At 72.7% G+C, this 22,030-nt stretch carries 16 protein-coding genes and 1 pseudogene; 4 read left to right on the forward strand and 13 right to left on the reverse strand.

Going from position 1 to position 22,030, the window contains the following annotated elements:
• Both ACE1OC_RS35075 and ACE1OC_RS35080 read right to left on the reverse strand, forming a co-directional pair.
• Positions 1-1,782, reverse strand: a complete 1,782-nt coding sequence (locus ACE1OC_RS35075) for an ABC transporter ATP-binding protein (protein WP_407840362.1) — start codon at positions 1,780-1,782, stop codon at positions 1-3.
• Positions 1,779-3,674 carry an ABC transporter transmembrane domain-containing protein gene (locus ACE1OC_RS35080; RefSeq protein WP_407840363.1) on the reverse strand — a complete coding sequence of 632 codons (1,896 nt, stop codon included), beginning with the start codon at positions 3,672-3,674 and terminating at the stop codon, positions 1,779-1,781. The genes ACE1OC_RS35075 and ACE1OC_RS35080 overlap by 4 nt, the downstream gene beginning before the upstream one ends.
• A 247-nt stretch (positions 3,675-3,921) precedes the next feature.
• Between ACE1OC_RS35080 and ACE1OC_RS35085 the strand changes: the two genes are divergently transcribed.
• Together ACE1OC_RS35085 and ACE1OC_RS35090 are read left to right on the forward strand one after the other, a co-directional pair.
• Positions 3,922-5,133, forward strand: coding sequence for a tryptophan 2,3-dioxygenase family protein (locus ACE1OC_RS35085; protein WP_407840364.1), 1,212 nt, complete (start codon positions 3,922-3,924; stop codon positions 5,131-5,133).
• Positions 5,134-5,256: 123 nt separating this feature from the next.
• The gene (locus ACE1OC_RS35090) at positions 5,257-6,513 is read left to right on the forward strand and encodes a sulfite oxidase (protein WP_407840365.1); all 1,257 of its coding nucleotides are present in this window, start codon (positions 5,257-5,259) and stop codon (positions 6,511-6,513) included.
• Positions 6,514-6,537: 24 nt separating this feature from the next.
• Here the strand turns inward: ACE1OC_RS35090 and ACE1OC_RS35095 are convergent, their stop codons facing one another.
• On the reverse strand, positions 6,538-9,474 hold the full coding sequence (locus ACE1OC_RS35095; RefSeq protein ID WP_407840366.1) for an FAD-binding and (Fe-S)-binding domain-containing protein: 2,937 nt from the start codon (positions 9,472-9,474) through the stop codon (positions 6,538-6,540).
• Positions 9,475-9,590: 116 nt separating this feature from the next.
• Positions 9,591-10,088, reverse strand: coding sequence for a MarR family winged helix-turn-helix transcriptional regulator (locus tag ACE1OC_RS35100; protein WP_407840367.1), 498 nt, complete (start codon positions 10,086-10,088; stop codon positions 9,591-9,593).
• Positions 10,089-10,195: 107 nt separating this feature from the next.
• Here ACE1OC_RS35100 and ACE1OC_RS35105 point away from each other — a divergent pair, with 107 nt between their 5' ends.
• Positions 10,196-12,145 (forward strand): ABC transporter ATP-binding protein, encoded by a 1,950-nt coding sequence (locus ACE1OC_RS35105; protein ID WP_407840368.1) that lies wholly within the window; start codon positions 10,196-10,198, stop codon positions 12,143-12,145.
• A 63-nt stretch (positions 12,146-12,208) separates the two neighbouring features.
• Positions 12,209-13,048 carry an endolytic transglycosylase MltG gene (gene mltG, locus ACE1OC_RS35110; protein ID WP_407840369.1) on the forward strand — a complete coding sequence of 280 codons (840 nt, stop codon included), beginning with the start codon at positions 12,209-12,211 and terminating at the stop codon, positions 13,046-13,048.
• Between the two features lie 83 nt (positions 13,049-13,131).
• Here mltG and ACE1OC_RS35115 read toward each other — a convergent pair whose 3' ends face one another.
• From ACE1OC_RS35115 to ACE1OC_RS35155, 9 genes and pseudogenes are all read right to left on the reverse strand, one after another.
• On the reverse strand, positions 13,132-14,199 hold the full coding sequence (locus ACE1OC_RS35115) for an FAD-dependent oxidoreductase (protein WP_407840370.1): 1,068 nt from the start codon (positions 14,197-14,199) through the stop codon (positions 13,132-13,134).
• A 72-nt stretch (positions 14,200-14,271) separates the two neighbouring features.
• Positions 14,272-15,366 (reverse strand): LLM class flavin-dependent oxidoreductase, encoded by a 1,095-nt coding sequence (locus tag ACE1OC_RS35120; protein WP_407840371.1) that lies wholly within the window; start codon positions 15,364-15,366, stop codon positions 14,272-14,274.
• Positions 15,366-16,406: pseudogene (locus ACE1OC_RS35125) on the reverse strand (ABC transporter substrate-binding protein). The gene ACE1OC_RS35120 and the pseudogene ACE1OC_RS35125 overlap by 1 nt, the downstream one beginning before the upstream one ends.
• Before the next feature lie 65 nt (positions 16,407-16,471).
• Positions 16,472-17,245, reverse strand: a complete 774-nt coding sequence (locus tag ACE1OC_RS35130) for an ABC transporter ATP-binding protein (protein WP_407840372.1) — start codon at positions 17,243-17,245, stop codon at positions 16,472-16,474.
• Positions 17,218-18,093, reverse strand: a complete 876-nt coding sequence (locus ACE1OC_RS35135) for an ABC transporter permease (RefSeq protein WP_407840373.1) — start codon at positions 18,091-18,093, stop codon at positions 17,218-17,220. The genes ACE1OC_RS35130 and ACE1OC_RS35135 overlap by 28 nt, the downstream gene beginning before the upstream one ends.
• A gap of 440 nt (positions 18,094-18,533) precedes the next feature.
• Entirely contained in the window at positions 18,534-19,901 is a 1,368-nt protein-coding gene (locus tag ACE1OC_RS35140; RefSeq protein ID WP_407840374.1) for a cytochrome P450, read from the reverse strand.
• Positions 19,902-20,032: 131 nt separating this feature from the next.
• Positions 20,033-20,710, reverse strand: a complete 678-nt coding sequence (locus tag ACE1OC_RS35145; RefSeq protein ID WP_407840375.1) for an HAD family hydrolase — start codon at positions 20,708-20,710, stop codon at positions 20,033-20,035.
• A gap of 52 nt (positions 20,711-20,762) precedes the next feature.
• On the reverse strand, positions 20,763-21,242 hold the full coding sequence (locus tag ACE1OC_RS35150) for an Lrp/AsnC family transcriptional regulator (RefSeq protein WP_407840376.1): 480 nt from the start codon (positions 21,240-21,242) through the stop codon (positions 20,763-20,765).
• Between the two features lie 37 nt (positions 21,243-21,279).
• Complete coding sequence (locus tag ACE1OC_RS35155) at positions 21,280-22,026, reverse strand: DUF1295 domain-containing protein (RefSeq protein WP_407841779.1); 747 nt, start codon at positions 22,024-22,026, stop codon at positions 21,280-21,282.
• Positions 22,027-22,030 lie beyond the last annotated feature (4 nt).

A 22,030-nucleotide genomic window follows, 5' to 3' on the forward strand; every position in this document is an offset into this window, starting at 1 on the left:
TCAGCCGTGCCAGGAGCGCCACAGGGCGGCGTACGCCCCGTCGGCCTCCACCAGCGCGTCGTGCGAGCCGAGCTCGGTGATGCGGCCGCCCTCGACCACCGCGATCACGTCCGCGTCGTGCGCGGTGTGCAGCCGGTGCGCGATCGCGATCACCGTGCGGCCGTCCAGCACCCGGGCCAGCGAGCGCTCCAAGTGCCGTGCCGCGCGCGGGTCCAGCAGTGAGGTGGCCTCGTCCAGCACCAGCGTGTGCGGATCGGCCAGCACCAGCCGCGCCAGCGCGATCTGCTGCGCCTGCGCCGGGGTCAGCGCCGCGGAGCCCGAGCCGACCTCGGTGTCCAGACCGGCGTCCAGCGCCCGCGCCCACTCCTCCGCGTCGACGGCGCCGAGCGCCGCCCACAGCTCGCCGTCACCGGCCTCCGTGCGCGCGAGGCGCAGGTTGTCCCGCAGGGAGCCCACGAACACGTGGTGCTCCTGGTTGACCAGGGCCACGTGCTCGCGCACCCGTTCCGCGGGCATCCGCGACAGCTGCGCCCCGCCGAGGGTGATCTCGCCGGTCCGCGGCGCGTAGATGCCCGCCAGGAGCCGGCCCAGTGTGGACTTGCCGGCGCCCGAGGGCCCGACCAGGGCCATCCGGGTGCCCGGCGGCACCGACATCGACACCTGGTGCAGTACGTCGACGCCCTCGCGGTACCCGAAGTGCACCTGGTCCGCCCGGACGTCCCTGCCGTCCGGGGAGACACCCGCGTCGCCCGCGTCGGGCTCGATCTCCCGCACGCCCACCAGCCGGGCCAGCGAGACCTGCGCGATCTGCAACTCGTCGTACCAGCGCAGGATCAGACCGATCGGGTCGACCATCATCTGCGCCAGCAGGGCGCCCGTGGTCAGCTGCCCCACCGACATCCAGCCCTGGAGCACGCAGTACCCGCCGATCATCAGCACCGAGCCGAGGATCGTCACGTAGGTGACGTTGACGACCGGGAAGAGGACCGTCCGCAGGAACAGCGTGTACCGCTCCCACGCCGTCCACTCCTTGATCCGCCGCTCCGACAGCTCGATCCGGCGCCCGCCGAGGCGGTGCGCCTCGATGGTGCGGCCCGCGTCCACCGTCTCGGTGAGCACGGCCGCGACCGCCGCGTACCCGGCCGCCTCGGAGCGGTAGGCCCGGGGGGCCCGCTTGAAGTACCAGCGGCAGCCGACCACCAGCACCGGCAGCGCCACCAGCGCGGCGAGCGCCAGCGGCGGCGCGGTCACCGCGAGCGCCCCGTAGAGCAGGCCCGCCCACACCACGCCGATGGCCAGCTGCGGCACGGCCTCGCGCATCGCGTTGGCCAGCCGGTCGATGTCCGTGGTGATCCGCGACAGCAGGTCGCCGGTTCCCGCACGCTCCAGCACGCCCGGCGGCAGGCCCACCGACCGCACGAGGAAGTCCTCGCGCAGATCGGCCAGCATCTCCTCGCCGAGCATCGCCCCGCGCAGCCGGACCAGCCGCACGAACACGGTCTGGATGCCGAGCGCCAGGGCGAACAGCAGCCCCACCCGGCCCAGGTGGAGTTCGCGGGCCCCTTCCGAGAGCCGGTCCACGACCTGGCCCAGCAGGTACGGGCCGACCATGGAGGCGATCACCGCGACCGTGTTGACCCCCACCAGCACCAGGAAGGCCCGCCGGTGGCGGCGGAACAGGCCGCGCACGTAGCCCCGTACCGTCGCGGAGCTGCCCACGGGCAGGGTCGCGGCCGTTTCCGGGGCGGCCGGATCGTAGTCCGGCGGCGCCACGCCGATCATGCGGATTCCTCGATCTCTGTCAGTACGGATTCCAGCCGCGGGAGCCGCTGTTCTTCCCCGGTCCGCTGTTCTTCCTCGGTCTCGCGGGTGACGACCGCCCGGTAGCGCGGGTCGCCGTGCAGCAGCTCGAGGTGCGTGCCGCTCGCCGCCGCCTTGCCCTCGTGGATCAGGACGACCCGGTCGGCGCGGTCCAGCAGCAGCGGCGAGGAAGCCAGTACCACCGTCGTGCGACCGGAGCGCAGCGCCGAGATCCCCTCCGCGATCCGGGCCTCGGTGTGCGAGTCGACCGCCGAGGTCGGCTCGTCCAGCACCAGCACCTCCGGGTCGGTCACCAGGGACCGCGCCAGCGCCAGCCGCTGGCGCTGCCCGCCGGACAGCGAGCGGCCGCGCTCGGTGATCCGGGCGTCCATCGGGTCGTCCACCCCGTCCGGGGCGGACTGCAGCAGGGCGTCCAGCACGTCCGCGCACTGGGCCGCCGCGAGCGCCGCGGACGGTGCGACCGCTCCGGACGCCGGTACGTCGAACAGCTCGCGCAGCGTCCCGGACAGCAGGACCGGATCCTTGTCCTGTACGAGGACCAGCGTGCGCGCGGTGCCGAGCGCGAGCTCGTCCAGCGCGACCCCGCCCAGGAGGACGGAGGGCCCGGTCGCTGCGTCCATCGGGTGCCCGCCCAGGCGCTCGGCGAGCCGGCCCGCCAGGTCGGGGTCACCGCAGACCACGGCGGTGAACCGGCCCGCGGGGACCAGCAGCCCGGTCTCCGGGTCGTACAGGTCTCCGCCGGGGGCCGGGGCCCGCACCGCCTCGGTGGCGACGACCGGCTCCGCACGCTTCTCCTCCGGACCGGCCTCCGCCTCCGGACCGGCCTCCGCCTCCGGACCGGCCTCCGCCTGTGCGCCGCTCCGGGTCAGCGACAGCACCCGGGCGGCCCGTTTGGCGGAGGGGCGGGAGAAGGAGTACGCCATGGCGATCTCCTCGAAGTGCCGCAGCGGGTAGAGCATGGTCGCCACCGCGCTGAAGGCGGCGACGAGTTCCCCGACGTCCAGCCGGCCGTCCAGGACGAGCGCGGACCCGTACCAGACCACCGTGACCAGCAACGCGCCCGGCAGCAGCACCTGGATCGCGGAGATCAGCGCCCACATCCGGGCACTGTGCACCGCTGCCTCGCGGACCTGCTGCGAGGCCTCGCGGTAGCGGCCGAGGAAGAGTTCCTCGCCGCCGATGCCGCGCAGCACCCGCAGTCCCGCCACGGTGTCCGAGGCCAGTTCGGTGGCCTTGCCCGCCTTCTCCCGCTGCACGTCGGCGCGTCGGGTGGCGCGCGGCAGCAGCGGCAGGACGGCCAGGGCGAGCACCGGCATGCCGATGGCCACGACCACGCCGATCGTGGGCGCGTAGAACAGCAGGACGACACAGCCGATGGCCAGGGTCAGGGCGGCGGCCAGGAAGCGGGAGACCGCCTCGACGAACCAGCCGATCTTCTCCACGTCGCCCGTGGACACGGCCACCACCTCGCCCGCCGCGACCCGCCGGGTCAGGGCGGAACCGAGCTCGGCGGTCTTGCGGGCGAGCAGCTGCTGGACCCGGGCGGCGGCGGTGATCCAGTTGGTGACGGCCGTGCGGTGCAGCATCGCGTCGCCGACCGAGATCGCGACGCCGAGCAGCGCGATCAGGCCGCCGACCCACAGCAGCCGGGAGCCGTCGCGGTCCACGACCGCGTCGATGCCCAGGCCCACGGTGTACGGCAGCCCCGCGATGCCGCCGAAGTGCAGGAGCCCCCAGCACAGGCTTTTGGCCTGTCCGCCGAGTTGGCCCCGCCCCAGCCACCAGAGGAAGCGGGGGCCGGAGCGAGCGTCGGGTACCCCTGGGTCCGGATACGGAAGATCGCTGATCTGCATGACGCCCCATGACTGGTCGAGTGTTCCAAACCGTGCAAGGTTCGCGTTCCGGACCGGTCCGGGGCAATCGATTTTCCGTTGGCCGCAGCTCTTCGCAGCAGGGTCTGCGCACCCGGCGGCCGGGCGCGTCGCAGCGGGTTCGGTGTCCGTTGTCAAGCCACGAATTCCCGAGACATGACGTGCGGTCTTTCGATCATGCCTAGTGGAAAGCGACCCTTCACTCCGCACGACGGCTTGGGAGAGACGCATGGCGACACACCCCGAGATCACGCGCTGGGCGGCCGCCGGCCGAATTCCGGAGGAATGCGACGGCATCTCGCTCGCCCGGTCCGTTACGGAACAGGTGCGGCGTACAGGGAAGCATTTCCTTTCGAACGAAACGCTCCTTCGCTTGAGCGACATCGGGCGACGGCACGGGGTGAACCGCCCGTTCCTCAGCGCTTTTCTCGAGTGCGCCCTCGACAAACACGAGGGACGTTTCCAGAACCGGACCTACCTCGCGCTACCGGTCCTGGAACTCCTCATGGACGACCGGCACGACGCGCCGAGCGCGGACCGGATGTCGACCCTGCTGATGGCCGACGTGGTTCGTTTCGAGATCGAGGCGGCAGCAGGGTCGCCCGTGGGCCCCGGGCGGGACCGGCCGGATGCGCCGACGCTGAGCACGCGGTTGAGGCATGCCCTGCGACTCGTGACGGGGCTCGATCGGCCGGAGGCCGACGACCTTCCGTCGCGGCTCGCGCACGCTCCACGGTCCGGCCTCGAAGGTCTTGCCGATCGCCTGCCCCGGCCGCCGGCGACGGATGGCGCCCGGTGGTTCGACGTCACCGTCCAGCCCGTGTCCGTCGTTCACGACGAATACTTCTTCATCCGCGTCCTCCAGACCCATGAAATGCATTTCACCGCACTATCGGCAGCCATGAAGAAGGCGATCGGGGCGCTGCGCGGAGGGAATCCCGAAGGGGCCGTGGAGCCGGTGGACCACGCGGTGGCGATGTTCGAGCGGGCCGCGACGCTCTTCCGCGTCGTGGCCACGATGAGGGCGGAACAGTTCTCCGCCTTCCGGCAGTACACCCAGGGTGCCAGCGCCATTCAGTCCGAACAGTACAAACGGTTCGAGAGCCTGTGCGGCGTTCCGCCCGTACCGCGCCTGGAGTCGTCCGCATTCACGAGCGTGCCCGCCGTACGGGCCGAGGTGCAAGATCCCGGCCACGACACCGTCACCCGGGCGTACCTCGATCTCCGGAACGAGGGGGGTGTCGACCGGGCGCGGTGGAACCGCCTCGACGTGGCGATCAGCCGTCTGGAGCGTGGGCACCAGCGGTGGAAGGCGGCGCATCGCGGTCTGGCCGCACGGATGCTCGGCGACGCCCACGGTTCGGGCTACACCGACGGCGTCCCCTACCTGACGCAATGCCTGGGAAACCGGCTGTTCTGGCAACTGGACGCCGACCGCTGATGCGTGAACCGGCCGTCATTGCGGCCGTGTTGCAGGTTCGTGGCCATCGGGACGAGGAGGTTCCCGCAGGTGGGGCCGGGCTTCTACGGTCCGTCGGGAATCACGACCAAGGAGTGCCCCGCCATGCCCCTCGACCTGTCGGACGAGAGCCAGTACGACCGCGTGCGCCTGAGGCAGTGGGCGCGCGACCGCGCCCGCTCCGCCGGGGTGGACCGCCGAGACCTGCTCAAACTCTTCGCGGCGGGAGCAGCGGCCGGCTCCCTGGGCCTGGGCGCCGCCGGAACCGCCGCGGCTGCCGCGCTGCCCGGGACCGTGAAGCCGCTGCCGCCCGAGCTGTTCACCATCCGGGGCACCAACGCGGAGACCAACTTCGCCGCCCTGCGCGGCACGGGCCACTTGACCCCCCTCGACCGGTTCTTCGTACGCAACCACACCGTCACCCCGCGCCTCGACGCGAACGACTGGCGGTTGACGGTGTGGGGTGACGCCCTGTCCGGCGGGCCGGTGGAGTTCTCCTACGACCGGCTGCGCGCGCTGCCGGCGGTCGAGCGGACCCTGTTCATCGAGTGCGCGGGCAACGGCCGCAGCTTCTACACCACCCAGCAGGGCCAGCAGGTGAGCGGGACCGCGTGGACCCTCGGCGCGATCGGTGTGGCCCGCTGGCGCGGTGCCCGGCTGTCCGATGTCCTGAGGCAGGCGGGCCTGACCCGCGGGGCCGTGGACGTGCTGCCCCGCGGGCTGGACGACGAGGTCGTCACGAACGGGGTGAACCTGGGCCGGGTGCGGCGCCCGCTGCCCGTCTCCAAGGCCCTCGACGACGTGATCCTCGCGTACGAGATGAACGGCGAGCCGCTGCCGCCCGACCACGGCGGTCCGGTCCGCGTGGTCGTGACGAACTGGATCGGGATCTCCTCGATCAAGTGGGTCGGGGACATCGAGGTGAGCGGACAGCCCCTCTACACACCGTGGAACACCGACCTGTACCGGCTGTTCGGGCCCGGCCAACCGCCGGAGGGCAGCGCCCCGCTGACCCGCCAGACCATCAAGAGCGCCTTCGAGCTGGAGCCGGGTGCGACCGTGCCCGTCCGCCGGACGCGGCTGCTGACCGGGCGCTCGTGGTCGGGTGCGGCGCCCGTGCACCGGGTGGAGGTCAGTACCGACGGCGGGGACCACTGGCAGCGGGCCCGGCTGCACGACGTCCCGCGCCGGGGCAGCTGGGTGCGCTGGTCAGTGCCGTGGACCCCGCGGGCCACCGGCCCGGCCGCGCTGCTGGCACGGGCCACCGACACCACCGGACGGACCCAGCCGGCCACCACGGCCCACAACACGCAGGGCTACCTGTTCGACGCGGTGGTGCGCCACCCGGTGAGCGTGGTCTGACCTCGGCACGACAGGCCGGACGCCCTAGGGCCGGGTGGCGCGCTCCAGTTCCAGCAGCGCCGAGTAGTAGCTGCGGCCCGTGGCCCGGTCCATGCCCACCTCGCACATCCGGTTCGCCGACAGGTGGGCGTCGAACTGCCGCGCCGTCACCTCGGCGGCCTCGCCTGCCGTCGCCGACTCCGTCAGCTCCGGGTGCAGCATGCCGCGGTCGCCCGCGAAGGCGCAGCAGCCCGTGTCGTACGGGACCACCACCTCGTCGGCGCAGGCCTCGGCCACCGTCCGCAGGTGTGCCTCGTCGTCGAGGTGCCGCATCGAACAGGTGGGGTGGAGCACCGCCGAGCCCACCGTGCGCCGGACCTCCAGGTGCGGCAGGAGCTCCTCGGCCGCCCAGACGATGGAGTCGACGATCCGCAGCTCGGCGTGGAGCGAGCGGTTGTCGTCCGTCAGGTACGGGACCACCTCGTGGGCGATGCCCAGGGTGCAGGAGGACGCGTCGACCACGAGCGGCAGTCGCCCGCCGGCCGTCCAGCCCCAGGCGGCCTCCACGATGCGGTTGGCCATCACGCGGTTGCCGGCGTCGTACCCCTTGGAGTGCCAGATGGTCGCGCAGCAGGTGCCCCGGACGTCCCCGGGGATCCACACCGGCCTGCCCGCCCGCTCCGACACCGCCACCACGGCCTCGGGCAGGGAGGGCCCGGAGGCGCCGTCGGGACCGCCGAAGATCCGGTTGACGCAGGCCGGGTAGTAGACCGCGGCGGCGCCCCCGCGCCGGGTGGCGGGCAGTTTGCGGGCCGCGGCGCCGGGGACCTGCGGCAGCCACTCCGGGACCAGGTCGGGCCGTACGATCCTGCGCGCGGCCCCCGTCACGGCCTCCAGCATCCCGTCCCCGACGACGTCGGTGATCTTGTCGGCGGCGGCCACGGCCAGCCGCGCGGCCCCTTCCACGGCGCCGAACCGCAGAGCGGCGAGTTCGGCCGCGCGCTCCTCGCGCGGGCTGTGCCGGCGGTGGCGGAAGTCCTTCATCAGGGCGCCGGTGTCGATGCCCACGGGGCAGGCGAGCTTGCAGGTGGAGTCGCCGGCGCAGGTGTCCACGGCGTCGTACCCGTAGGCGTCGAGCAGACCGTCGAGCACGGGGGAGCCGGGCTGCTGGCGCATCATCTCCCGGCGCAGCACGATCCGCTGGCGCGGGGTGGTCGTCAGGTCCTCGCTGGGGCAGGTCGGTTCGCAGAACCCGCACTCGATGCAGGGGTCGGCGACGGCCTCCACCTGCGGGATCGTCTTGAGGCCGCGCAGGTGCGCCTGGGGATCGCGGTCCAGGAGGATCCGCGGGGCGAGCACCAGGTCCGGGTCGACGACCCGCTTGGTCCGCCACATCATCTCGGTGGCCCGGGGTCCCCACTCCAGTTCCAGGAAGGGGGCCATGTTGCGGCCGGTGGAGTGCTCGGCCTTCAGCGAGCCGTCGAAGCGCTCCACGGTGAGCCGGCAGAAGGCATCCATGAACGCGGCGTACCGCTCCACGTCCGCGGGCCGGGCGGCGTCGAAGGCGAGCAGGAAGTGCAGGTTGCCGTGGGCGGCGTGCCCGGCGACGGCCGCGTCGAAGCCGTGCTCCGCCTGGAGTTCGAGGAGGGCCTCGCAGGCCTCGGCCAGCCGGGACGGGGGGACCGCGAAGTCCTCGGTGATCAGGGTGGTGCCGGAGGCGCGGGCGCCGCCGACGGCGGTGACGAAGGCCTTGCGGGCCTTCCAGTAGCCGGAGATGGTCTTGGCGTCGCGAGTGAAGGCATTGGTCACCGAGGCCACGGGGGTCACCAGGTCCAGCCCGGCCAGCACCTCGGCGGCCCGCCGCTCGTACTCCGCGCGGCCGGCCTCGTCGGGGGCCCGGAACTCCACCAGCAGCGCGGTGGTGTCCTTGGGCAGCCCGGCCCAGTCGGCGGGGACGCCCGAGACGCTCACCGAGGCGCGCAGGGTGTTGCCGTCCATCAGCTCGACGGCCAGCGCCCCGGCCTCGTTGAAGAGCGGTACGGCGGCGGCCGCGGCGGGCAGCGAGGGGAAGAAGAGCAGGGCGCTGGTGAGCTCGCGGTCCAGCGGCAGCGTGTCGAAGACGACCTCGGCGATGAACCCGAGCGTGCCTTCGGAGCCGACCATCAGCCCGCGCAGGATCTCCACCGGGGTGGCGCCGTCGAGGTAGGCGTCGAGGCGGTAGCCGGTGGTGTTCTTGATCTCGTACTTGGCCCGGATGCGGGCGACGAGCTCCGGATCGGCCTCGATCTCCTTCTTGATCTCCATCAGGCCGTGGCACAGGGCGGGCTCGGCGTGCTCCAGCTCCTCGTCGGCGAGCGGATCGGCGGTGTCCACCACGGTGCCGCTCGGCAGCACGAAGGTGAGGGAGGACAGGGTGCGGTACGAGTTCCTCGTGGTGCCCGCGGTCATGCCCGAGGCGTTGTTCGCGACGACTCCGCCGAGGGTGCAGGCGATGGCGCTGGCCGGGTCCGGGCCGAGGATCCGGCCGTGCCGGGCGAGCGCGGCATTGGCGCGCAGGACCGTGGTGCCGGGCTGGATCCGGGCCCGCAGGCCCTCCTCGAGCACCTCGACCCCGGCCCAGTGGCGGCGGACGTCGACGAGGATGTCCTCGCCCTGGGCCTGGCCGTTGAGCGAGGTCCCGGCGGCCCGGAAGACCACCTCGCGCTGCTTGCCGTGGGCGTAGGACAGCACGGCGGAGACGTCGTCGATGTCCTCGGCGATCACGACGACCTGCGGCAGGAACCGGTACGGGGAGGCGTCGGAGGCGTAGCGGACCAGGTCGGAGATGCCCGAGAGCACCTTGTCGGCCCCCAGCAGTTCGGCCAGCTCGCGCCGCAGCGGCTCGGGTGTGCCCGTCGAGGCGCGGTCGGGCACCCGGTCGGGGGCGGGGCCGCTGAGGGTGCGCGGGCGCAGGGCCCCCGGCTTCGGTTCCAGCAGTGGCATCTGCAGCCCCTCAACTCGCGCCGTGTCGGTCGAACCCGCTCGGTCGATCGATCCGACTCAGTCGATCTCACTCGTTCGGCGCAGCCCCGGCCCGGTCCCGGTCGGACCGTCGCCCGTCAGCAGCCGTGCTCCGCCGGAGCGTCCGCCAGAGCGTTCAGCAGACCGCCGAGCACCTCGCGCTGATCGGCGGTCAATGGAGCCAGGATCTCCTCTGCGGCTCCGGTTCGCGCGTTGCGCAGGCGGCGCAGCGTGGCGCGGCCGGTGTCGGTGAGCTCGATCCTTATGACACGGCGGTTCGCCGGGTCGGGCACGCGGCGGACGCAGTCGGCGCTCTCCAGGCCGTCGACCAGTGTGGTGACGGCACGGGGCACGACTTCCAGGCGGGCGGCGAGGTCCGCCATCCGGGGCGGCCGCACCGTGGAGAGGTGGGCGACGGTGCGCAGCAGCCGGGACTGGGCCGGGGTGATGCCGAGCGGCTCCAGATGGCGCTTCTGGATGCGGTGGAGTCGCCGGGTCAGGCGGAGCAGTTGCTCGGCGAGCACGCCGTCGGTCGTGTCGGCGCTGTCGGTGCCGCCGGCGCCCTGGCTGCTGTCGGTCTCGGAAGCGGTGCTCATGCTGCGGTCCTCATAATGGGAACGATATCAGGACCAGATTCATTGTGAGCATAGGTAACAATGAGCTATGCTCATTCGAGTCTCGTCACCTGTCATGAAGGAGGCCCATGCGCCCCAAAGAACCCGAGTGGGAACCCTCGAAAGAATCCCTCGACCCGCGCGGCCCCGCGCCGGACGAGCGGCCGCGCGAGCTGCGCCGCATCGTCGGTCTCTTCCGGCCCTACCGGGGCCGCCTCGCCGTCGTCGGCATCCTCGTCGCCGCCTCCTCGCTGGTCGGCGTCGCCACCCCCTTCCTGCTGAAGGAGGTCCTCGACGTCGCGATCCCGCAGGGCCGCACCGGGCTGCTCAGCCTGCTCGCCCTCGGCATGATCGCGACCGCGGTCGTCACCAGCATCTTCGGCGTGCTCCAGACCCTGATATCCACCACCGTCGGCCAGCGCGTCATGCACGATCTGCGCACCGCCGTCTACGCACAGCTCCAGCGGATGCCGCTGGCCTTCTTCACCCGTACGCGCACCGGCGAGGTGCAGTCACGCATCGCCAATGACATCGGCGGCATGCAGGCCACGGTCACCTCCACGGCGACCTCCCTCGTCTCGAACGCGACGGCCGTCATCGCCTCCGTCGTCGCGATGCTCGCGCTCGACTGGCGGCTCACGCTCGTCTCGCTCGCCCTGCTGCCCGTCTTCGTGTGGATCAGCCGCCGCGTCGGCGGCGAGCGCAAGAAGATCACCGCGCAGCGCCAGAAGCAGATGGCCGCGATGGCCGCGACGGTCACCGAGTCCCTGTCGGTCAGCGGCATCCTGCTCGGCCGCACGATGGGCCGCGCCGATTCGCTCACCACCTCCTTCGCGGAGGAGTCCGAGAAGCTCGTCGACCTCGAAGTGCGCTCCAGCATGGCCGGGCGCTGGCGGATGTCCACCATCGGCATCGTCATGGCCGCCATGCCCGCGCTCATCTACTGGGCCGCCGGCATAGCCCTGCAGACCGGAGCCCCGTCGCTCTCGGTCGGCACCCTCGTCGCCTTCGTCACCCTCCAGCAGGGCCTGTTCCGGCCCGCCGTGAGCCTGTTGTCGACCGGCGTCCAGATCCAGACCTCCCTGGCGCTCTTCGCCCGCATCTTCGAGTACCTCGACCTGCCGGTGGACATCACCGAGCGCGAGGACCCCGTCCGCCTCGACCGCGCCAAGGGCGAGGTCCGCCTGGAGGACGTCCACTTCGCCTACGACGCCAAGAGCGGCCCCACCCTGACGGGCATCGACATCACGGTCCCGGCCGGCGGTTCCCTCGCGGTGGTCGGCCCGACCGGATCCGGCAAGAGCACCCTGAGCTACCTCGTGCCCCGGCTCTACGACGTCACCGGCGGCCGGGTCGCCCTCGACGGCGTGGACGTGCGCGACCTCGACTTCGACTCCCTGGCCCGCTCCATCGGCGTGGTCTCCCAGGAGACCTACCTCTTCCACGCCTCCGTCGCCGACAACCTGCGCTTCGCCAAGCCGGACGCCACCGACGAGGAGATAGTGGAGGCGGCCCGCGCGGCCCAGATCCACGACCACATCGAGTCCCTGCCCGACGGGTACGACACCCTGGTCGGCGAGCGCGGCTACCGGTTCTCCGGCGGAGAGAAGCAGCGCCTGGCCATCGCGCGCACCATCCTGCGCGATCCGCCGGTGCTGATCCTCGACGAGGCCACCAGCGCGCTGGACACCCGCACCGAGCACGCCGTGCAGCGTGCCATCGACAACCTCTCCCAGGGTCGCACCACCATCACCATCGCCCACCGCCTCTCCACCGTCCGCGACGCCGACCAGATCGTGGTGCTCGACGGAGGCCGGATTGCGGAGCGCGGCACCCACGAGGAGCTGCTGCAGGCCGACGGCCGGTACGCCGCGCTCGTCCGCCGCGACCGGGAGAGTGCGCTCAAGCCGGAGGCTCCGGCGTCCGGCGGGCTCCTCGGGGAGCTCGGTTCCGAGATGCGCAAGGCGGATCTGCTCAAGCCCGGGACGTTCAAGCCGGACACCCTGCGCGGCACCGAGCCGACCCCGGTGAACGTGTGATCGTATGACCGGCGCACGGGTGAGATGTCGGGAATCCGGCGATTCGCGGGTTAGCGTGCCCGCATGCGTCATGAGAACCGGCCGCCGTCACCGCGCCGTTCCCGGCTCACCCGCCGGGGCAGGCTGGCGCTCTTCCTCGGAACCGTACTGGGACTCGGGGCAGCCCTCCTGATCCCCCTGTTTCCCGGGGAGCGGGCGCCCGAGAAGCCGCGCCCGTTGCTGATCCCCGAGGGCTGGCGGGCCGCACAGGTCTACGCCGCCATCGACCGCGAACTGAAGCTCCCGGCCGGCTCCGCCAAGGCCGCGGTCGCCTCGACCGCTCTGCCCCTGCCCGCCGAGGCGAAGGGCAACCCGGAGGGGTACCTCTTCCCGGCCACCTATCCGGTGACCTCGCAGTCCACCCCGGCCTCACTGCTCACCTACATGGTCGAGACGGCCAACAAGAGCCTCGCCACCAAGGCCGTGGCGGACGGCGGCAAGGCCCACGGGATGACCCCGTACCAGACGGCCACCCTCGCGAGCATCATCGAGGCGGAGGCCGAAACCCGCGGGGACATGGGCAAGGTCGCCCGGGTGGTGCACAACCGGCTGGCGAAATCGATGCCGCTCCAGATGGACTCCACCATCAACTACGCACTGAACCGTTCCACGGTGGACACCAAGCTGAGCGAGACGAAGATCGACAGCCCCTTCAACACGTACGAACGCCAGGGCCTGCCGCCCACCCCGATCGACAGCCCCGGCCTGCAGGCCATGGCGGCCGCGGTGGCCCCTACACCCGGTGACTGGCTCTTCTTCGTCACCGTGAAGCAGGGAGACACCCGCTTCTCCGCGACGTACGAGGAACACAAGCGACACGTGGCCGAGTTCAACCGCCTCCGCGCGGCCTCCCGCGCGGCCTGACTCTCCACCGGGGCCGGCCTGGCGGTGCACCGGGTCGAGTATCTGAGCGACGGCGCCGGTGGCGCACGCAGCTCTCGTGGTCTTCAGCGGACGCCGGCCCCCGTGCGGGTGAGTAGGCGGTGGATTTCGCGGGCCGCGGCGCCGCCGGCGCGGTTGGCGCCGATGGTCGATGCCGACGGGCCGTAGCCGACCAGGTGGATCCGCTCGTCGCGGACCGCGCGGGTGCCGTCGAGCCGGATGCCGCCGCCCGGCTCGCGCAGGCGCAGCGGAGCCAGGTGGTCGATGGCCGGGCGGAAGCCGGTGGCCCACAGGATCACGTCCGCCTCCACCCGGCTGCCGTCCGACCAGGCGGCCCCCGTCCTCGTGAGGTGATCGAACATCGGCCGGCGGTCCAGGACGCCCGACTCCAGCCCGCCGCGGACCGCCTCGTTCAGGGGCAACCCGGTGACACTGACCACGCTCCGCGGCGGCAGCCCCTGCCGCACCCGTTCCTCCACCAGGGCCACCGCCGCACGGCCCTGCTCCTCGCCGAAGCTCCCGTCGCGGAACACCGGGGGCCGCCGGGTGACCCAGGTGGTCTCCGCCGCCACCTCGGCGATCTCCAGCAGGTGCTGTACCGCCGAGGTGCCGCCGCCCACGACGATGACCCGGGCTCCGGTGAACTCGCCCGGCCCGGGGTAGTTCGCGGTGTGCAGCTGGCGGCCCCGGAAGAGCTCCTGTCCCGGGTAGCGCGGCCAGAACGGCCGGTCCCAGGTTCCGGTGGCGTTGATCAGCGCCCGCGCCGACCATGTCCCGGACCGGGACTCCACCAGTAGCCGGCCGTCGGCCCCGTCGCGTACGGCGGTGACGTCCACGGGGCGGCGTACGCGCAGGTCGAAGCGGTCCTCGTAGGCCGCGAAGTACTCCGCGATCACCTCGGACGACGGGCGCAGCGGGTCGGCGCCCGTCAGTTCCATCCCGGGCAGGGCGTGCATGCCGTGGACCTTGCCGTAGGTGAGCGAGGGCCAGCGGAACTGCCAGGCGCCGCCCGGGCGCGGGGCGTGGTCCAGGACCACGTGGCGGATGCCCGCCCGCGCCAGGTGGTAGGCGCCGGACAGTCCCGCCTGTCCCGCGCCCACGACGACCACGTCCTGCACCGCGAAATCGTTCACGGTTCTACCAACTGGCGGCGAAGCCGAGATCTTCCCGGCCCCGCCCCCGCCCCCGGCCCCGCCCCCCCCGGCTCAGCCCGCGAGCAGGCCGCGCGCCGCGAGCTCCGGCGTCACCCCCTCGCCGAACCAGTACGCCTCCTCCAGGTGCGGATAGCCCGACAGCACGAAGTTCTCGATCCCGAGCGCGTGGTACTCCTCGATCCGGTCCGCCACGTCCCCGTGGCTCCCGACCAGGGCCGTACCGGCACCCCCGCGCACCAGGCCCACCCCGGCCCACAGGTTCGGGGAGATCTCCAGCTTGTCGCGCGAGCCGCCGTGCAGGGCCAGCATCCGCTGCTGGCCGACCGACTCGCTCGCGCCCAGTGCCGCCTGCGCCGCGGAGATGGACGCGTCGTCCAGATCACCGAGCAGCCGGTCCGCCGCCGCCCAGGCCTCCTTCGCCGAATCCCGGGAGATGGTGTGCAGCCGGATGCCGAACTTCACCGTCCGGCCCCGCTCCTCGGCCAGCGAACGGATCCAGTCGATCTTCTCCTTCACCTCCTGCGGCCGCTCTCCCCACGTCAGGTACACGTCCGCGTGCTCGGCGGCCACCGGACCGGCCGCCGCCGAGGACCCGCCGAAGAAGATCTCCGGCAGCGGGTCCGGCGGCACCGCGGTCAGCCCGCCGTCGATCCGGTAGTGGTCACCGTGGAAGTCGAAGGGCTGCCCGCCCCAGACGCCGCGGACGACCGAGAGGAACTCGGCCGTGCGCGCGTAGCGCAGATCGTGGCCGAGGTGGTCGCCGAACCGGCGCTGCTCCGCCGAGTCGCCGCCCGTCACCACGTTCAGCAGCAGCCGGCCGCGCGTGATCCGCTGGTACGTCGCCGCCATCTGCGCGGCCAGCGTCGGTGAGATCACCCCCGGCCGGAAGGCCACCAGGAACTTCAGCCGCTCGGTGTGCTGCGCGAGCGCCACCGTCGTCAGCCAGGCGTCCTCGCACCAGGTGCCGGTCGGGGTCAGCACCGCCTCGAAGCCGAGCCGCTCGGCCGCCTTCGCGATCTGCGCGAGGTACTCGATGTCGGGCTCGCGCACCCCGGCGGCGGCATGGTTGTTGGCGTAGGCGTGCCGGTCGACCAGGGTGCGGCCGTCGCCGCCGGTCGGCAGGAACCAGTGCAGTCGTACCGTCATCAGGATTCCTTCCCGTATGTGCGGGGGGCGGTGGTGGAGGGCGGCAGGTCCCGGTTGAAGCGGGTGTCGACGAAGTCCTTGAAGGCGACCTTGCCCGGGATCAGCTTCAGCTCGGCGAAGGTGTCGGCGATCTTCTGCTCGGAGGCCACGGCCGCGTCGTCCACGGCCACCGGAACCCGGGTGCCGTTGCTGCGCTTCACCGCGTCGAAGGCCACCTCGTACGGCAGCCCGGTCTCCTTCGACTAGACCTTGGCCCACTCCTCCGGGTGCTTGAACACCCAGTCCTGGGCGCGCTGGAGGCGCTGGAGGTAGTCCCCGATGGCCTTGCTCTTGGCCTCGTCGGCCAGGGCGCCGGGCGCCGCCACCTGGAAGCCGAGCCCGTTGGCGATCCCCTCACCGCTGGTCAGGACGCGGGCGCCGGAGCGCAGCACCTGGGAGGTGTACGGGTCCCAGACCGCCCAGGCGTCGACCTTGCCGCTGTTGAAGGCGGCCAGTGCGTCGGCCGCCTGGAGCAGGGTGATCTGCACGTCGGCCGGGGTCAGGCCGGCCTGCTGGAGGCTCGCGATGAGCTGGAAGTGCGCCGAACTGCCCTGCGCCACCGCGACCTTCTTGCCGCGCAGGTCGGCGGGGGACTGGAGGGTGGAGTCCTTGGGCACGAGGATCGCCTCACCAGCGGAGGAACCGTGCGTGGCGCCCACGACCGTGATCTTCGACTTGGCCGCGGCGGCGAAGACGGGCGGGGTGTTGCCGACGCCGCCGATGTCGACGGCCTTGGCGTTGACGGCCTCCAGCAGCGGGGGGCCGGAGGTGAAGGTGGACCACTTGATCTCGTAGTCGAGCTTGTCCAGTTCACCGGCGGCCCGCAGCAGCGACTCGAAACCGCCCTTCTGGTCACCCACGTTGAGGGTGACCTTGGTGCCGCTCTTGGCGCCGTCCTTCGTGCCCGCGCCGGTGTCGGCGGCCGAACTGCCGCCGCAGGCGGTCAGGACCAGCGACAGCGGAAGCACCGCGGCGAGCAGGGGCAGGGTGTGACGTCTCATGTCGCTTCTCTTCGATCTCTCGTACGGGAACCAGGGCAGGGGAAGCAGAGGGGACCGGTCGGAGCTCAGCCGACGCCGAGCTCGGCCAGCAGCCGGGCGCGCAGCGCGGCGAAACCGGGGTCGCCGACCGAGCGAGGCCGCTCCGGCGCGACGTCGGTGTCGTGGGCGATGCGGCCCTCGTCCATCACGAGCACGCGGTCGGCCAGCAGCACCGCCTCGTCGACGTCGTGCGTGACCAGCAGCACGGCGCAGCCGCGCCGCTGCCACAGCTCGGCGACCAGTCGCTGGGCGTTGATCCGGGTCAGCGCGTCGAGCGCGCCGAACGGCTCGTCCAGCAGCAGCAGATCGGGCTCGCGGACCAGGGCGCGGGCCAGGGAGGCCCGCTGGGCCTCGCCGCCGGACAGGGTCTTGGGCCAGGCGTCGGTGCGGTGCTCCAACCCGACCTCGGCCAACGCCCGCTCCGCACGCTCGCGTTCGGGGCGCCCGGGCAGACCGAGCAGCACGTTGCGCCAGACCCGCTTCCAGGGCATCAGCCGGGGAGCCTGGAAGGCCACCGCCCGGCGCTCGGGCACCAGGACCTCGCCCTCGATCTCCCGGTCCAGGCCGGCGAGCACCCGCAGCAGCGTGGACTTCCCGCAGCCGCTGCGGCCGAGGAGCACGGTGAACTCCCCGGCCCGCAGCGTCAGATCGAGCCCGTCGATGACGGCCCGGCCGTCGAAGGACCGGGTCAGCCCCCGGACCCGTACCGCAGTATCGGCCGGCTCCGCCGTGGCGGTGGTGACGGTGGCCGTGACGGCGGTGGCGGCAGCGGTCACTGGCCGGTGAAGGTCGGTCGCCATTGCAGCAGCAGCCTTTCGAGAGCGCGGACGATGAGGTCGGCGGTGAGGCCGAGGAAGGCGTAGACGACGAGGCAGACGACGATGACGTCGGTGCGGAAGAACTCACGGGCCTGGTTCATCAGGAACCCGATGCCGGCGTCGGCGTTGATGGACTCCCCGAACACCAGGGCCAGCCAGCCGGTGGCGAGGGAGTAGCGCAGCCCGGTCATGAACCCGGGCAGCGCGCCCGGCCGCACCACGTGCCGCACCAGTCCCCAGCGGCCCAGCCCCAAGGCCCCGCCCGCTTCGATGAGTTGCTCGTCGACCCCGCGGATCCCGGCGTACACGTTCAGGTACAGGTGGAAGGCCGTGCCGAGGGCGATGAGCGCCACCTTCGGCGCCTCCCCGATGCCCATCCAGATGATGAACAGCGGGATGAGGCCCACCCAGGGCACGGTGCGCAGCATCTGCACGCTCGCGTCGATCAGGTCCTCGCCCAGCCGGGAGAGCCCCGACAGCAGCGCCAGCACCGTACCCACCGCCCCGCCGAGGACGAGCCCGATCGCCACCCGCTGGAGCGACACCCCCATCGCGGCGGGCAGGGTGCCGTCCCCGATCAGGCCGGCGGCGGCGCTCGCGATGGTCGAGGGCGGGGCGAGCACATCGGCGGGCAGCCAGCCCAGACTGCTGGTCAGTTGCCATGCGGCGAGCAGCAGGAGCGGCCCGATGGTGCGCCGTGCCCAGCGGGGCGGAGAGCGCCGTTTCGCTGAGGCGGGTACCACCGGCACGAGTACGGGGGCGCTGCCGGCCGGGTGCACGGATGGCGTTTTGGGCGATATATCCGGCCGCACATGGCTGGTCAGGGTCATGGGTGCTCCACGGAAACGGAAGGGGAGGGCGAGGGGCGGGGCGGGAGGAAGCGCATGCCCGTCGGCCCCCACGTCCGTCGGCCCCCACGCCGGTACGGACGCGGAGTGCGGGGGCCGCGGAGGTCGGGGATCCGGAGCCGCGCAGATCCGGAGCAGCCGAGTACCTGAGCCGCGGAGGACCGGGACTCAGGGAACGGGCGACTCGGGGGATCGGAGGCTCAGGGCGTGCGAAAGAGAGCGCGGAGCGCTCGTGTCACAGATGAAAGGGCGTCAGCAGCCGCGACAACACGCGGCGGAGGCCACCGGCAGCAGGTCGATGTGACCGCGCGTGGTGAGCATGACGGGACGCAACATGCGGCGAAACTTAGCCATCCGCCCGCTCCGGGTCAATGGCGTCTCGACCTCTGGGATCGCGATCTCTCCCGTCGGGACGTGATCGGTCAGGAGCGGTGCGCGCGGAGGGTGGCCAGGACCGGGTCCCTGGGCTGGAGGGTGAGTCCCGGGAGGACCCTCGCGAGGGTCGGGCCGCTGTCCAGGTGGAAGCGCTGAGCCACGACGGCCAGCACGAGGGCGGCCTCGACCAGGGCGAAGCGGGCGCCCAGGCAGGCGCGCGGGCCGCCGCCGAAGGGGAACCAGGCGTGTTCCGGGATCTGGTGGGCGGCGGTCGCGTCGGCGGACCAGCGCTCGGGGCGGAAGGCCTCCGGCTCCGGGAACCACCGCTCGTCCCGGTGCATCGACCACGGGCTGATCCACACCGACAGGCCGGCCGGGACCGGGCGGCCGCCGAGCGTGGCGCCTTCCCCGGCCACCGCGGAGATCAGCCAGATCGGCGGGTAGATCCGCAGCGCTTCCTTGACCACCTGCTGGGTCCAGGGCAGCCGCGCGTAGTCCTCGTAGGTCGGCAGCCGGCCGCCGAGCACCCGGTCCAGCTCCTCCGTCAGCCGTTCGCGGGCCTCCCGTGCTCCCGAGAGCAGTTGCCAGGCCCAGGTCAGGGTGGTCGACGTGGTCTCGTGGCCGCCGATGTACAGGGTGATCGACTCGTCCCGCAGCTCCGTGCGCGACAGCGGCCCGCCGTCCTCGTCGCGGGCGGAGAGGAGCCTGCTGAGGAGGTCGTCCCGCTCCTGGCCTGCCGCCGAGGCCGCCTCGTGCTCCCGTATGACGTGCTCGATCTCGCGGTCGAGGACGTCCACGGCAGCGCGCATCCGGCGCCGTCCGGGCGTCTGCACCCAGGGCGGCAGGAACATCGTCACGCCCCGGAACTCGGCGCCGAGTTCGCGCTGCGCGGTGGCCATGGCCGCACTGATGGGCGCCTCCCGGCCGGCGGCATCGCTCCCGAACAGGGTGCGCACCGCGATGCGTTGGGTGAGCCCGGCCATTTCCCGGTGCACGTCGATCCGCGCGCCGTCGCTCCAGCCGGAGACCAGTGCGTCGGCGCACTCCACCATTGTGCCCGCGTACGCGCGCACTTGGCGCGGCCGCACCGAGGGCTGGACCAGCGCCCGCTTGCGCCGCCAGTCGTCGCCGGTGGCCACGACCACTCCGTTGCCCAGCAACTGCCGGAAGGCCCAGCCCAGTTCGGTCGGCTTGAAGGTGGACTCCACGGCGCCGAGCAGCTCACCGGCGTGCTCCGGCAGTGAGACCAGGACGTTGCGCTGCGGGCCGAGCGCCCAGGGCACCCAGTCCCCGTACTCGTCGCGCAGCGACTCGAAGAAGGCCAGCGGATCGCGGGCGAAGGCGGGCAGGTTCCCCACCAGGGGCCAGCGGCGCGGCCCGCGCTCGGAGCCCGGGGGCGTCAGGGTGGCGGTCACCCCGGCATGGTGACAGCGCCGCCCCCAGGACGCCAGAGCACGACGGACCCCGGGCCGCCGGAGAAGACCGCCGAGCCCGGGGCGTCCGCATCCGGGCCGTCCGCGTCACGGCGCCCGGGCGTCCGGACGGCTCAGGCCGCCTGCGCGGCGGTGAGCCAGCTGTAGGCGCTCTCCGCGCTGAACTCCCGCTGCCCGGAGGGGAAGAGCAGCCCGGCCGCGGCGAAGGCCGGGTCGTCGGCGGTGGCCGCCACGTACGGGACCGCCACGCACCGCATGCCCGCCGCGTGCGCGGCCAGGGCGCCCGGCGCCGCGTCCTCGACGACCACGCAGTCGGCGGGGTCCGCGCCCAGCCGGCGCGCCGCCTCGAGGAACACGTCCGGGGCGGGCTTGCCCTGGGCGACCTCCTCGGCGGAGACCACCGTGGTCAGCAGTGCGTCCAGCCCGGTGCCCGACAGGACCGCGTCGATCGCCTCGAGCGAGGAACCCGAGGCCACCGCCATCGGAACGCCCTCCGCGTGCAGCCGCCGCACGAACGCGCTCATCTCCGGGTAGGCCTCGGTGTGGGTCCGGGCGAGCTCCAGATAGGCGGCGTTCTGCTCGGCGAGCAACTGCTCCACCGGGGCCGCGATCCCGTACTCGTCCCGGAGGATCTCCAGGGTTTCCAGGGTGCCGATGCCGATGTACCGGGAGTGCTGCTCCCAGGTGAAATCGGGGACCCCGTGGCGCTCCAGGGTGCGTCGCCCGGACTCGTAGTAGTTCGGCTCGCTGTCCACGAGGGTGCCGTCGAGATCGAATATGACGGAGATCATCCGTTGTGCCCGTCCTGCCGGTGCCTGTCTTGTTCCTGTCCCTGCCATCTTGTCAGGGTTTGCGCGCCGCTCGTCCCACGGACTCGACCAGGGGCAGGAGCCGGTGCGCCACCCGCTCGCGCAGCGCGACCTCGGTCCGCGTGCGCACCACGCCGGGCAGCCGGATCAGCCGCTGGATGACGTCCTCCAGATGCTCGTTGTCCCGGGCGGCCACCCGGGTCAGCAGGTCCCCGCCGCCGGTGATGGAGAAGGCCTCGATGATCTCCGGTACGGAGGCCAGCGCGTCGCCGACCTCGTCCAGGTGCCCCTGCGTGACCTCGATGTGCACGAAGGCCAGGACGGGATGCCCCAGCGCGGCGGGGGAGAGCACGGGGCCGGTTCCGGTGATCACCCCGGTGCGCTCCAGCCGGTCGAGCCGGGCCTGGAGGGTGCCGCGCGCGACGCCGAGGATCCGGGCGTACTCCCGGACGCTGGTGCGCGGCTGCTCGATCAGCAGGCGCAGGATCCGTGTGTCGAGCTCGTCCACCGCCATGCCGCGACTGTACCAACGCGTCGTCCTGCGTCCCGGTTCAAACCCCCTGTGACCTGCGGTGGCGCCGCGCCCGCCCGGGCGGCAGGGGCAGGAATCCGCTGGTCCGGGACCGGTACGCGGCGTAGCCGGGGCGCTCCGCCATGTGCCGCTCCAGCAGCCGTTTCCCGCTGCCGCCGATCAGGAGGTACGACATCACGAGCGGGGAGACCACCGACACCGCCACCGCTCCGCCCGAGGTCCACGCGGTCAGGGACAGTCCCCACCACACGCAGAAGTCGCCGAAGTAGTTCGGGTGCCGGGTCCAGGACCACAGGCCCCGGTCCATGATCCGTCCCCGGTTCGCGGGATCGGCCTTGAACCGGGCCAGCTGGTGGTCGCCGACCGCCTCGAAGAGCAGCCCGCACAGCCACAGCACCGCGCCCGCCACCGCCAGGGTCCCGGGGCGCCCGGTCGCGTACGCCGCCGCCTGCACGGGCAGCGAGACCAGCCAGACCAGGCCCGCCTGGAGCAGGTAGACCATGCGCAGCGCGTACGCGTTGCGGTGGCCCGGCGCCTTGGCGAGCAGCCGCTCGTAGCGCGGGTCCTCGCCGTGCCCCCGGCCCCGCCACGCGATGTGCCCGGACAGCCGCAGGCCCCACACCACCGCCAGGACCGCCGGCAGCGGGTGCCGGCCGCCCGACAGCGCGTACGTGGCCACCGCGACGGAGACGAAGCCCAGGCCCCAGGCCACGTCCACCCCGCGGTGCCTGCGCAGGCGGACCCCGACGGCGAAGGCGGCCAGCATCACG

This window comes from Streptomyces stoeckheimensis, from assembly GCF_045822005.1.
GTDB classification, from domain to species: Bacteria; Actinomycetota; Actinomycetes; order Streptomycetales; family Streptomycetaceae; genus Streptomyces; species Streptomyces stoeckheimensis.